Raw genomic sequence first — 12,645 nt, 5'->3', positions numbered from 1 at the left:
CGTATGAAACGCGCCCTGAACCTCCTCGCCATCGCGCTCCTGGCAAGCGCCCCGGTTTTTGCAACGGACCCGACCGACGACGGGAAAGAAAATGAGAAATTGGCAACCGCCCCCAACGTCAGCCGTACCAAAGCCATGGGCGTCGCCATCTACCAGTCCATTCACACCACCAAAATGAACCTGCTCATCGAGAATTACATCGAGGTGCCGCTGAAGGTGTCGTTGCTGAACGAGGACAATGAGGTGCTGCATTCGGAAAAGGTCAGCAAACGGCTGAAAACCTACTGGCGCAAGTTTGAAATGGCGACGATGAAAGACGGCCTGTACACCTTCGAAGTCAGTGACGGATTCACGACCGTCCGGAAATCGTTCCGGATCGACACGCCGAAGGTGGAGGTGAAGCAGCCGGACCGCTTCGTCTCCCTGCTGAATTAACCGCAACCCAACCTATCCTAACCGAACCATCCCTCGCCGGTGGAGAGGGGAGTGGATCAAAGAGGGCCGCTCTTCCACTTCCGACTTCCCGGTGGGGGATTTGTATTCAGGAGGGTGGTTCCAGATTGATCAGGTCCAGAACGATCTTCCACTGTCCCTGACTGTCTTTCTTCCAGATTCTGAGATAATTACCTGCCCTCCGGACCGCCTTTTCTGACTCGGTGGTCGTCACGACGGTATTCCCGTATACATAGCCGAGGTCACCCGAGGGGGCTACGGAAGCGTTCAGCGGATCGAACTGAACGGTTTCCGGTCTTTTCAGCAGGGAGTCGATGGCCGGGCGCTCCGTGAAGGGTTGCCGCCCCATGCGGTAAACGCGGGCCTGAGGAGACAGGTGCAGCCGGTACGTGGCTTCCGGTCCGTTCTTTTCCAGCGCCTTGATAAACTGATTGTCGAAAGCCAGCAGTTCGCTCCGCACCTTGGCCGAATCGGTACTGGTGACGCTCCGGATGCCCGTTGCCGCCCGGATGGCATCGACCGGCGGCTGGGGGGGCGCAGGGTGGGTGATGCCCAGATCGAGGGCCGCCCGGAACTTGCCGTCGGTCTGCTTTTTCCAGACGGTGACGTAATGACCGAACGCCACGGGTTTGTCCTCCAGCGTTTTGGGCCGGAACTCCCAGGGACCGGTCGTATAGCCGAAGTCGCCGGAAGCCGAAATATCAGCCGCCACCGGCTGCCAGGTCAGCTTGCCGGGGCGGTCTTCCGACTCTTCCCAGAATTTCTGTCCGTTGACCGGTTTGCCCTTCTGAAAAAGGAGGCCGTCGGGGGCCAGAAAGGTTTTGAACGCGGCTTTCGTCGTGTTTTCCTTCGAAAACTGGGCAAACTGCTTTTCAGTCTCCACCAGGGTTTTGAGCGGGCTCTGGGCCAGAACCAGCCCTGTCGGCACCGCCAGCAGGACGGCAATCAGGGTCGTTTTCATCGGATTACATAAAGGTGCTCATGCTCGACTCGTTGGCCAGCTCTTTGGCGTGTTCTTTCCCGAGGTAACCGTCGATCAGATAATGCGCCAGGTACAGCACCGGAGTCAGCAGAATGGCAACGCTGAATTTATAGATATAGTTGACGATGGCGACGGCGGTTACCTGCGCAAACGACCAGTTTCCGAAGACATAGAAGGCGATGGTCAGCACTACGAAACTGTCGATGAGCTGGGAGACGAGCGTCGAACCGGTTGCCCGGAGCCAGATTTTGCGGCTGCCGGTGATGCGTTTCAGGGACTGGAACACCGTGGCGTCGAGCAGTTGGGAAACCAGGAAGGCGGTGATCGAGCCGATGATGATGCCCAGGCCCTGCCGGAAGATCATGGCAAAGGCATTGTCGATGTTGACGGGATTGCCGGCCGCGTCCTTCGCGTTGACTTCCAGCCAGAACTGGGCCGGCGGCAGGAGAGTGACGGCGTAAATGATCAGGAAGCTGTAGGCGATGAAGCCGGCCGTCATGTAGGAAATGCGTTTGACCCCCTGCACGCCGAAATACTCGTTGATGATGTCGGAAGTGATGAACACGAAGGGCCAGATGACGGCCCCGGCCGTCAGGTTGAAATCCAGCACGAAGTCGCCGAACAGGTGAATCCGGGCCGGGGGAACGCCCAGCAGGGTCTCCCCGGAAAAAATCTTCACACCGATGATCTCCGCGACGATAGCGTTCGTCAGGAAGATGGCGCTCAGAAAAATGTAAAGGTTGGTACGCTTGTTGGTAAAGGAGGGCATAGTGGTCAAATGTTTTCCGTAAGGAGTTTGAGGCAGGCGGTTCTCAGACAGCCGGTTAGGATGCAATAAGGCGAAAAATCAACAACTTTTCAACTGTCTCCGCCCCGGCTTGCCCGGTCCGGAAAAGGAAACCGCCGGATTATTTCCGGCGGCTTTCCAGGAAGGCTTCGATGCGGTCGATGGCCAGGTTCAGTTCGTCAACCGAGGGCAGGCAGACGATGCGGAAATGGTCGTTGTGGACGTAGTTGAACCCGGTTCCGGCCACCACCAGCACCTTCTGTTCGTCGAGCAGATCGAACACGAACTCGTCGTCGTCGGCAATATGAAACTGCGAGAGGTCGATCTTCGGGAAGATATACAGCGACCCTTTCGGCTTCACGCACGACAGCCCCGGGATGGCCGTAATGCGGTCGTACGCCAGGTGGATCTGCTTGTAGAGCCGCCCGCTCGGGGCAATCAGTTCATTGATGCTCTGGTAACCACCGAGGGCGGTCTGGATGGCATACTGCGTCGGGACGTTGGCACAGAGCCGCATGCTGGCGAGCAGGGTCAGGCCTTCGATGTAGGATTTGGCTTCGTGTTTGGCTCCGCTCAGGATCAGCCAGCCGCCCCGAAAACCGGCTGCCCGGTAATTCTTCGAAAGCCCGCCCATCGACACGCAGAGCGTATCCTCCACCATCGTCGCAATCGGATAATGGACCGCGCCGTCGTACAGGATTTTATCGTAAATCTCATCGGAGAACAGGATCAGCCGGTGTTTTTCGGCGATGCGGGCGATTCCTTCCAGTACGCTCCGGTCGTAAACCGCCCCGGTGGGATTGTTCGGATTGATCACCACGATGGCCCGGGTGCGGGCCGTGATTTTGCGCTCCAGGTCTTCGAGGTCCGGGTTCCAGTCGGCCTGTTCGTCGCAGAGGTAATGGACCGGTTTGCCGCCGGAGAGGGCCACGGAGGTGGTCCAGAGTGGGTAGTCGGGGGAGGGAACCAGCACTTCGTCGCCTTCGTTGATCAGCGCCTGCATCGAGAGCAGAATCATTTCGCTGACGCCGTTGCCGATGAAGATGTCGTTGATCGCGACGTCTTTGATACCGACGTTCTGGGTATGGTGCATCACCGCCTTGCGGGCCGCGAACAGCCCGCGTGAGTCGGAATAGCCCTGCGCGTTCCGGATGTTAAGGATGATGTCGTGGACGATTTCGTCGGGTGCATCGAACCCGAAGGGCGCCGGATTGCCAATGTTCAGCGAGAGGATTTTGTAACCCTGACTCTCCAGTTCGAGGGCTTTTTCGTAGACCGGTCCGCGGATTTCGTAGCGTAAATTATTGAGCCGGTTCGATTTTAAAAACGTCATGGCAGGCGATAAAAGTGGGGCAAAGGTACAACGTGGTCATTAACAAAAAAGCCGCCGGTTCGAAAACCGGCGGCTGCATATGCGGTTTTCATCCGTGACCTACGTGGTCGCGAACATGGATTGCGCTTTGGCTTCCAGCTGGGTTTCGCCCATCAGGAATTCGTCGGCCGCCCGGGCGGCTTCCCGGCCTTCCGAAATGGCCCATACCACCAGGGACTGGCCCCGGCGCATGTCACCCGCGGCAAACACCTTCGGGTGGACGGTCGACTGGTAGTTGATCGTTTTTACGTTGCCGCGCTCGTCGTATTCGACGCCGAGGTCGTTGAGCAGCCCTTCCTGCTGCGGGTTCAGGAAGCCCGCGGCCAGCAGCGCCAGCTCGCATTCGATGTCGCGCTCGGAACCGGGCACCTCGACCATTTTCATCCGGCCGTCCACGGACTGCCACTCCAGGTCGACGATGCGGAGGGCCTTGAGGTGGCCGTTTTCGTCCCCAATGAAGGCTTTGGTATTGATGGACCAGTGCCGGTCGCAGCCTTCCTCGTGGGAGGTGGAGGTGCGCAGCATCATAGGCCAGTTGGGCCAGGGCGTGCTTTCGGCCCGCTCTTTCGGCGGCATCGGCAGCAGTTCGATCTGCGTCACGGAAGTGGCCCCGTGGCGGTTGGAGGTACCCACACAGTCGGAGCCGGTATCACCCCCGCCGATGACCACGACGTTTTTGCCCGTCGCCCAGATTTCACCCTCGGCAAAGGGAACACCCCGATGGTCGACCTTGACCGGCCGTTCGGCCACCCGCTTGTTCTGCTGGCTCAGGAACTCCATGGCGAAGTGAACGCCTTTCAGGTCCCGGCCCGGAATCGGGAGGTCGCGCGGAACGGTCGAGCCGCCGGTCAGCATGACCAGGTCGAAGTTCCGAAGCAGTTCGCCGGCCTTGATGTCGACCCCGACGTTGGTATTGGTTTTGAAGATGACCCCTTCGGCTTCCATGACGGCCAGTCGGCGGTCGATCACCCATTTCTCCAGTTTGAAGTCGGGAATGCCGTAGCGCAGCAGCCCGCCGATCTGGTCGGCCCGTTCGAACACGGTGACCTGGTGGCCGGCTTTGGTCAGCTGGGCGGCTGCCGCCAGACCCGCCGGACCGGAGCCGACGACGGCGACCTTTTTGCCGGTCGGTTTGGCCGGCTTATTCGGGGTCACGAAGCCACGGGCAAAGGCGGCTTCGATGATGGATTTTTCGATGAATTCGATGGCGACGGGCGGCTTGTTGATGCCCAGCACGCAGGAAGCTTCGCAGGGGGCGGGGCAGATGCGGCCCGTAAATTCGGGGAAATTGTTGGTCGACGCCAGAATTTCGTAGGCATACTCCCAGTTCTGTTCGTACACCGCGTCGTTGAATTCGGGAATGATGTTCCCCAGCGGACAGCCGTTATGGCAGAACGGAATCCCGCAATCCATGCAGCGGGCCGCCTGTTTCTGCGTATCGTCTTCGGCATACGGAAGTTCGATTTCCCTGTAATCGTGAACCCGTTCCTGCACGTCACGCTTTTTGGGCAGTTCGCGGGTGAATTCCAAAAAACCGGTCGGTTTTCCCATGGTATTGTGTACTGACTAATTGTTCGAGGTTGGAAAGAGAAACTGCATTACCCGTGGACGACATCGACGACGATGTCCTGGTAGACGACGTTCTTGTCGCGGATCTGGTCGGTGAGCGAGATGCCGCGTCCGGCCAGGGCCTTGCGGAAGTCGCCCGGCATGACCTTGACGAACTGCCCGGCCAGATTGTCCCAGTCCTGAATAAGCCGCAGGGCTACGTTGCTGGTCGTATACTGGAAGTGTTTTTCCACGTACTCCTTCAGGATCGCCAGATCGTCGGCATCCAGCTCTTCCAGATTGACCATTTCGCGGTTAACCTTCGCGGCAAAGTCGCCGTCCTGATTCCAGACGTAAGCCACCCCCCCCGACATCCCGGCGGCAAAGTTGCGGCCGACCGAGCCGAGGATGACGGCCAGACCGCCGGTCATGTATTCCAGACCGTGGTCGCCCACGCCCTCGACCACGACTTTGGCGCCGGAGTTCCGGACGCAGAAGCGTTCGCCCGCCATCCCCCGAATGTAGGCCTCGCCGGAGGTGGCTCCGTAGAAGGACACGTTCCCGACGATGCTGTTCTCTTCCGGTTTGAACGGAGCCGTCCGGTCCGGGTAGACGATCAGCTGCGCTCCGCAGAGCCCTTTGCCGAAATAGTCGTTGGCGTCCCCTTCCAGTTCAAGCTTGATGCCGGCGGTGTTGAAAGCGCCGAAGCTCTGGCCCGCCGTTCCGCGGAACTTGAAGTGAATGGTGCCGTCGGGCAGCCCCTTGCCGCCGTGAATTTTGGATATTTCGTTGGAAAGAACCGTCCCGACCGCCCGGTTTAGGTTGATGATGGGATACTCCCCATACACCGATTCGCCGTCGTTCAGGGCCGGCTGGGCAGCTTTCAGCAGATCCCAGTCGAGAATGTCGGCCATGCCGTGATCCTGGTCTTCCTGCCTGTAGAGGGCCACGTCGAGGTTGACCGGCTCCTTGTAGAGGATGGCCGACAGGTCGACGGCTTTGTATTTCCAGTGATCGACGTCGTCCCGGAATTCGAGCAAATGGGCCTGACCGACCATCTCGTTGACGGTCCGGAAGCCCAGCTCGGCCATGATTTCACGCAGTTCGGTCGCCAGGAAGGTGAACATGCTGACGACGTGTTCCGGCTTGCCCGAAAACAGCGCCCGCAGTTCCTTGTTCTGGGTGGCTACGCCCACCGGACAGGTGTTCAGATGGCATTTCCGCATCATGATACAGCCGACCGAAACCAGGGCCGCCGTGGCCACCCCGAATTCTTCGGCGCCCAGCAGGGCGGCAATCGCCAGGTCGCGGCCCGTCCGGATCTGTCCGTCGGCCTGGACCGTGACGCGGCCCCGCAGTTTGTTGCGGACCAGCGTCTGGTGCGTTTCGGCCAGACCCAGTTCCCAGGGCAGACCGGCATGCCGGATGGAGCTCAGCGGAGAGGCCCCCGTACCGCCGTCGTGACCCGAGATCAGGATATGGTCGGCATGGGCTTTGGCGACCCCGGCCGCAATCGTGCCGACGCCGGCTTCCGACACCAGCTTGACGCTGATCCGGGCTTCGCGGTTGGCATTCTTGAGGTCGAAGATCAGCTGGGCCAGGTCCTCGATGGAATAAATGTCGTGGTGGGGCGGGGGAGAGATCAGGCCCACGCCGGGGGTGGAGTGCCGCGTGCGGCCGATCCAGTCGTCGACTTTGTGGCCGGGCAACTGGCCGCCCTCGCCGGGCTTGGCGCCCTGCGCCATTTTGATCTGAAGCTCCTTCGCGTTGGTCAGGTAATGGCTGGTCACCCCGAAACGGCCGGAAGCGACCTGCTTGATGGCTGAACTCAGGTTGTCGCCGTTTTCATTCGGCTTGTACCGCAGTTCGTCCTCACCGCCTTCCCCGGAGTTGCTCTTGCCGCCGATGCGGTTCATGGCAATGGCCAGCGTGGTGTGCGCTTCCCAGGAGATGGACCCGAAGGACATGGCGCCGGTGGCGAACCGTTTGAAGATGCTTTCAATCGGCTCCACTTCGTCGAGAGGAACCGGGCTGCCCTTTTTGAACTTCATCAGGCCGCGCAGCGTGAGGGCTTTGTCGGTCTGGTCGTCGATCAGCCGGGCGTATTTCTTGTAAACCTGGTAGTCGTTTTTCCGGGTAGCCTGCTGGAGCAGGTGGATCGTTTCCGGGTTGAACAGGTGGGCTTCCCCGCGCTGCTTCCACTGGTAGACTCCGCCCACTTCCAGACGCGGAGCGCCGACGGGTTTTTCGGGGAAGGCCTGCCGGTGGCGAACCAGGATTTCACGGCCGATCTGCTCCAGCCCCATGCCGCCGATCCGGGAGATCGTGCCTGTGAAGTAGGTATCGACTACCTCCCGGTTCAGGCCGAGGCATTCGAAGATCATCGCTCCCTGATAGGATTGCAGGGTCGAGATGCCCATTTTCGAGAAGATTTTGAGCAGTTCCTTATTGACGGCCTTGATGTAATTCTGATGCAGTTTTTCGACCGGATAATCCACCTGAATCAGGTTGCGCTCCTTCATGTCCGTGATCGTTTCGAAGGCCATGTACGGGTTGATGCCCGAGGCTCCGTAACCGATCAGCGTGGCGAAGTGGTGGGTTTCCCAGACGTCGCCGGCTTCGACCAGAATACCGACCTGCCCGCGCAGACCCTTCCGGATCAGGTGGTGATGCACGGCCGAGGTCGCCAGCAGCGACGGCACCGGCGCATGGTCGGAGTCGATGGCGCGGTCGGAGAGGATGATGATTTCGAAACCGTCCTCGATGGCGTCTTCGGCGTAGCGGCAGATGCGTTCCAGCGCCCGTTCCAGCCCCTTTCCGCCCTGGTCGGCCCGGAAGTAGGTGTTGATGGTTTTGGCCTGGAAGTGATTTTTATCCACAAACCGCAGTTTGTCGAATTCTTCGATGGTCAGCACCGGCTGGGCCAGTTCGATCTGGCGGCAGTGTTCCGGCGTCTCGCTCAGCAGATTGCCGGTAGCCCCCACGAAGGAGATCAGCGACATGATGGCCCGCTCCCGGATCGAGTCGATCGGGGGGTTGGTCACCTGGGCAAAGAGCTGTTTGAAGTAGTTGGCGAGGTGCTGGCTCTGTTCCGACAGCACGGCCAGCGGAGCGTCCGTACCCATCGAGCCCAGGGCTTCCAGACCGGTTTCGGCCATGGGGCCGATGATCATGCGGAGGTCTTCCGCCGTGAAGCCGAACGCCTGCTGGCGCTGGGTAATGTCCTGCTTCCGCATGTGGCTGAACGTGCGGGCGGGTTTCGGCAGGTCGTTGATCTTGATCTTGTATTCGTCGAGCCACTGCTGGTACGGCTGACGGGCGCAGATGTCGGCTTTCAGTTCCTCGTCGCTGATGATGCGGCCCTGTTCGAGGTCTACGACGAACATCCGACCCGGCTGCAGCCGGCCTTTCCTGACCACTTTGGCGGGATCGACGTCGTTGACGCCCGCTTCGGACGCCATGATAACCACGTCGTCTTCGGTTACCCAGTAGCGCGAGGGGCGCAGACCGTTGCGGTCGAGGGTGGCGCCCACGATGCGGCCGTCGGTGAAGGAGATCGACGCAGGGCCGTCCCACGGCTCGATGATGGCCGCGTGGTATTCGTAGAAGGCCCGGCGGACAGGGTCCATCTGGTCGTTTTCATCCCAGGCTTCCGGGATGAGCATCATCATGACGTGGGGCAGTGAACGCCCGGCCATGACCAGCAGTTCGATGGCGTTGTCGAGGTTGGCCGAATCCGACTGGCTGAGGTTGCAGATCGGTTTCAGCATGTCGAGTTCTTCCGGCGTGAAGAGCGACGATTCCAGCATGGCCTCGGCCGACTTCATCCAGTTGACGTTCCCCTTAACGGTGTTAATCTCACCGTTGTGGGCAATATACCGGAACGGCTGGGCCAGTTTCCACGAGGGAAAAGTGTTCGTCGAGAAGCGGGAATGCACCACGCCGATGGCCGAAACCAGTTCTTCCCGGCCCAGGTCCGGGAAGTAATCCCGCAGCTGCTTGGTCGTGAGCTGGCCCTTGTAGGTGATGACCCGGCTCGACAGGGAGGAGTAATAAAAATCGTTATTGACGCCCGCAACGGTTTCGTTGATGATGCGGGTGCTGTAATTTCTTATAATGTAAAGTTTACGCTCAAATTCGTCGGAGGTAAGGTTTTCAGGTTTTCGGATAAACACCTGCTCCATGACCGGCTCTACCGAGCGCGAGCCGTTGCCGAGGTCGGAAGAATCGACCGGCACGACGCGGTAACCCAGCAGGTCGAGGTTCAGCTTTTTGATGGAGCGGTTGAGAATCTCCCGGCAGTCCTTGCGCAGCAGATCGTCCTTCGGCATGAACATCATCCCGACGCCGTATTCGCCGGCCGGGGGCAGGGAAAAACCCAGCTTCCGGCATTCGTCGACAAATAGCTCATGGGGAATCTGAATCAGAATACCCGCTCCGTCACCGGTGTTGGTTTCGTAGCCGACCGCACCCCGGTGGTCCATCCGGGTCAGCATCGTAAGGGCATCCTCCACAATCTGATGCGACTTGCGGCCTTTCACATGCGCGACGAATCCAATCCCACAGGCGTCGTGTTCAAACTCGGACCGGTAGAGGCCCAGTTGCGGTACGTCAGAAGCAGACATCGTGTACTCTTTTTGTGGTTTTGTTATTAAAAATTTGCAAATCAGGCGGTCTACAGGTGGGTTTATGAAAAACTATAAAGCAAGGTAGACGCTTCTGTTTTTGCGTTGGATGTGCAAGTTACGTTAAAATATATTTTGTAAAAAGTCGAATTGGCGGAATTTCATTTGCACCAATCCAATTTATAAACAGGGTACAAAAATGTCTTGGTTAATGAATAGAACCGTATAAGAAATTGAAATTGACTGAACGGATAAAAAATCGATCAGGCGGTATTTTTGCCCTGATAGGATCACCTAAGGTTATAGTTGTAGAAACTGTTCGGCCAGAAACGTGTATTCCACCTCGAATTCCAGCCCGATTCGGCCGATCAGCCCGGGCAGCAGCTTCCCGATTGCCGGAAGCAGGGATTTGAGCTTTTTCTGCTGCATTGCCTGCACGTGGGACGTCAGGCCGGCATCGAACGGGCGTTCGCTCCGGATCCAGCGGGATTGGATGTAGGCGGCCAGCTGCACCAGCGAGCCGAGGACGTAAGGCCGCGCCAGGGCATTCTTCAGAAGGGTCAGCAGGAAGAAATCGAAGCGGTAGGGGATGCGGCCCTTGAACTCCCCGGTCTCGAAATGATTGACCAGCGAAGGATGCCGGACCCCCTCCGGTTTCAGGTGGTCGAACGGCACCGGCAGAGTACGGGTGCGCCAGCCCTTCAGACGGGCCAGAAAGGTGTCGATCTCGTCTTCGCCCCGGATCGTGTAATAGGAGCCGATGGCATCGAAACAGGCCCGGCGGTAAATCCGGGTGGCGCCCCGGACGCCCTCCCAGTCCCGGATCGTTTCGGGCCGCCCGTCCTGCACCAGGTGCCCCGACGCCAGACCCAGCTGCGGATCGCGGGTAAATTCCCGGAAAATCCGCTCGAAAAAATCCGGTGCAAACGCGACGTCCGAATCAATCTTGACCACGAAATCGACGGCTTCATCCTGGATGAGTTCGCGGGCATGGTTCAGCAAAGCCCCGCTTCGTCCACCGGTGGTTCTCAGGTCGTTGCGGAAGTTTCGCAAGGTGATCAGCTCGATCCAGGGGTACTGGTTCCGGTAAGGCTCGATCAGCGCCGGCGTGGCATCCGTCGAATCGTCGTCGAGAATAATCCATCTGACCGGCCGGATCGTCTGCGCACAAACCGACCGGAGCGTTTTTTCGATATACTTTTCTTCATTTTTAGTAGGAGAAAGAATCAGGTACTTCATCATTGTGTATGGAAGGATAGGATGAGGCTCACTCGATACGGATGTGGCGGTATTTCCAGAACCAGGCCCGCCAGGTGGCCGCTACACTCAGGGCGACACCGAGGGGCCAGACCAGCGGAAGGCCGTGTTTCCGGTAAAAAAAGACGGTTTTCCGGATGGAGTTGACCGAATACCGATTGAAGAAGCTGTTCAGAAAAACGCTGAGGGAGGGATGGAGATACGGCGTGCCGGCCGCCGTCAGCCGAACGCGGTCGAAAACCACCGCATCCCAGGAAATATACACCGGAATACCGGCCCGCAGGGCCGTCAGGGCCAGATCGTCGTCGGAGCCGTACTGAGGGAACCGGCGCTCGTCGAGCAGGCCGATCCGGTCGAAAACCGCCACAGGAACCAGCGTCCCGCGTCCGTTCAGGCTCTGGGTCGGATGAAGTCCGGTGAGACGCCCGGGCACGTACGGCTCAAAGGGGGTCACGTAGTCGATGGTCTTCATCAGCCAGCGGAGCGTTCGCTTCGTGCCGCCGAAGGTGATTCTCCGGGGCGACTCTTCCGTCACCGACAGGCTCCCCACGATGGCCTCCGGGCCCGCTTCGGCCTGCGCCCGGGTCAGCTGCCGGAGGTAATCCGGTTCGACCACCGAGTCGTCGTTCAGGATCAGAACGTAGGTCGAAGTCCGCCGGGACCGGATGGAGCGGATGCCCTCGTTGACCGACCGGGTGAACCACCAGTTGCCCGGCCCCTGCACCACCTGCACCCCCGGAAAGTCGGTTTCCAGCATTTCCCGGGTGCCGTCGGACGACCCGTCGACCACGACGACGATCTCCAGGGTGAAATCCCCCGGCTGCTGACCGAATAATTGATGGAGCAGGTCCGCCAGACATTCCTTCCGGTTGAAAGTCGGAATCACCACCGCAATCGGAAAATACGGGTTCATGGTGGGTAATCGGTTGAAATACAACTCACCTTCGGGTAGGACCGCCCCTATTTCAACGAGAGGGGTCCGGCTTCCAAAGATAAGAAAAGAAAAGTTTTCATATATCGTTGTTACCGTTCCCTCAAGTCGGTGACGCTTCAGAAACTGTTTTTGACGACTCATCCGTAGAATTGTAGCGAAAAGTTAGTGGATGGTCTACTTTCGAACGCACATCGACACACCGCATCATGATCCGCTTTTTACTCTTCTTTCTGGTTTTCGGCCTCCCCGCCGTTACTTCCGTCCGGGCGCAGATGACCCCCGTCGGGAAGGTTCGTCCTGATCTTTACCGGGAACGGCAGATTGTGGTCGGAAGCGGGGGCGGGGTTACCGGGGCGTCGGGGGCCTATTACCTGCTCGAAAACGGGGCGCTCTACGGCCGTTCCGATGCGGATAAGGAGTTTACCTTTCTGGGGATGCAGTCGAAAGCCGCCACCCGGAAGCTGTTCCGGACGCTGGAACAGGAATGCCGCATCCGGAGCCTGAAATTCGATCATTCCGGCAACCAGTACCGCTTTGTCCGGTGGAAGAAAGGCCGGCAGGAGTATACGGTGACCTGGGGCGATCCCCAGAATCCGGTCCCCGCAGCCTTTTCCCGGTTTTACAGTGCCTTCATGGCGCTGGTTCCGGCGGCAAAACGGAACTAAACATACGCGTACCTAATACAAC

9 protein-coding genes are annotated in these 12,645 nt (G+C 59.0%); 2 read left to right on the top strand and 7 right to left on the bottom strand.

The genetic code is table 11. From position 1 onward, the window contains the following. The first annotated feature begins 3 nt into the window (after positions 1-3). Complete coding sequence (locus DX909_RS11340; protein ID WP_128545287.1) at positions 4-435, top strand: hypothetical protein; 432 nt, start codon at positions 4-6, stop codon at positions 433-435. A 106-nt stretch (positions 436-541) separates the two neighbouring features. Here the strand turns inward: DX909_RS11340 and DX909_RS11335 are convergent, their stop codons facing one another. The 7 genes from DX909_RS11335 to DX909_RS11305 all read right to left on the bottom strand — a co-directional run bounded on the left by DX909_RS11335 (position 542) and on the right by DX909_RS11305 (position 11,937). Then, positions 542-1,414 (bottom strand): YybH family protein, encoded by an 873-nt coding sequence (locus tag DX909_RS11335; RefSeq protein ID WP_128545286.1) that lies wholly within the window; start codon positions 1,412-1,414, stop codon positions 542-544. Positions 1,415-1,418: 4 nt separating this feature from the next. Further along, entirely contained in the window at positions 1,419-2,204 is a 786-nt protein-coding gene (locus DX909_RS11330; protein WP_128545285.1) for a queuosine precursor transporter, read from the bottom strand. 139 nt (positions 2,205-2,343) lie between these two features. Continuing rightward, positions 2,344-3,555, bottom strand: coding sequence for a pyridoxal phosphate-dependent aminotransferase (locus tag DX909_RS11325; RefSeq protein WP_128545284.1), 1,212 nt, complete (start codon positions 3,553-3,555; stop codon positions 2,344-2,346). 99 nt (positions 3,556-3,654) lie between these two features. Beyond that, a complete protein-coding gene (locus DX909_RS11320; protein WP_128545283.1) occupies positions 3,655-5,145 on the bottom strand; it encodes a glutamate synthase subunit beta in 1,491 nt (496 codons plus the stop codon). Between the two features lie 47 nt (positions 5,146-5,192). Next, positions 5,193-9,767, bottom strand: coding sequence for a glutamate synthase large subunit (gene gltB, locus DX909_RS11315; protein ID WP_128545282.1), 4,575 nt, complete (start codon positions 9,765-9,767; stop codon positions 5,193-5,195). 300 nt (positions 9,768-10,067) lie between these two features. Then, entirely contained in the window at positions 10,068-11,009 is a 942-nt protein-coding gene (locus DX909_RS11310) for a glycosyltransferase family 2 protein (protein WP_128545281.1), read from the bottom strand. A 25-nt stretch (positions 11,010-11,034) separates the two neighbouring features. Continuing rightward, the gene (locus DX909_RS11305; protein ID WP_164851261.1) at positions 11,035-11,937 is read right to left on the bottom strand and encodes a glycosyltransferase family 2 protein; all 903 of its coding nucleotides are present in this window, start codon (positions 11,935-11,937) and stop codon (positions 11,035-11,037) included. A 227-nt stretch (positions 11,938-12,164) separates the two neighbouring features. On the opposite strand from DX909_RS11305, the gene DX909_RS11300 reads away from it, so the two are divergent. Next, complete coding sequence (locus tag DX909_RS11300) at positions 12,165-12,623, top strand: FAD-binding oxidoreductase (RefSeq protein WP_229311015.1); 459 nt, start codon at positions 12,165-12,167, stop codon at positions 12,621-12,623. Positions 12,624-12,645: the final 22 nt, after the last annotated feature.

The organism is Larkinella soli, from assembly GCF_003703975.1.
GTDB classification, from domain to species: Bacteria; Bacteroidota; Bacteroidia; order Cytophagales; family Spirosomataceae; genus Larkinella; species Larkinella soli.
This window is presented reverse-complemented; position numbering and strand designations above follow the sequence as displayed.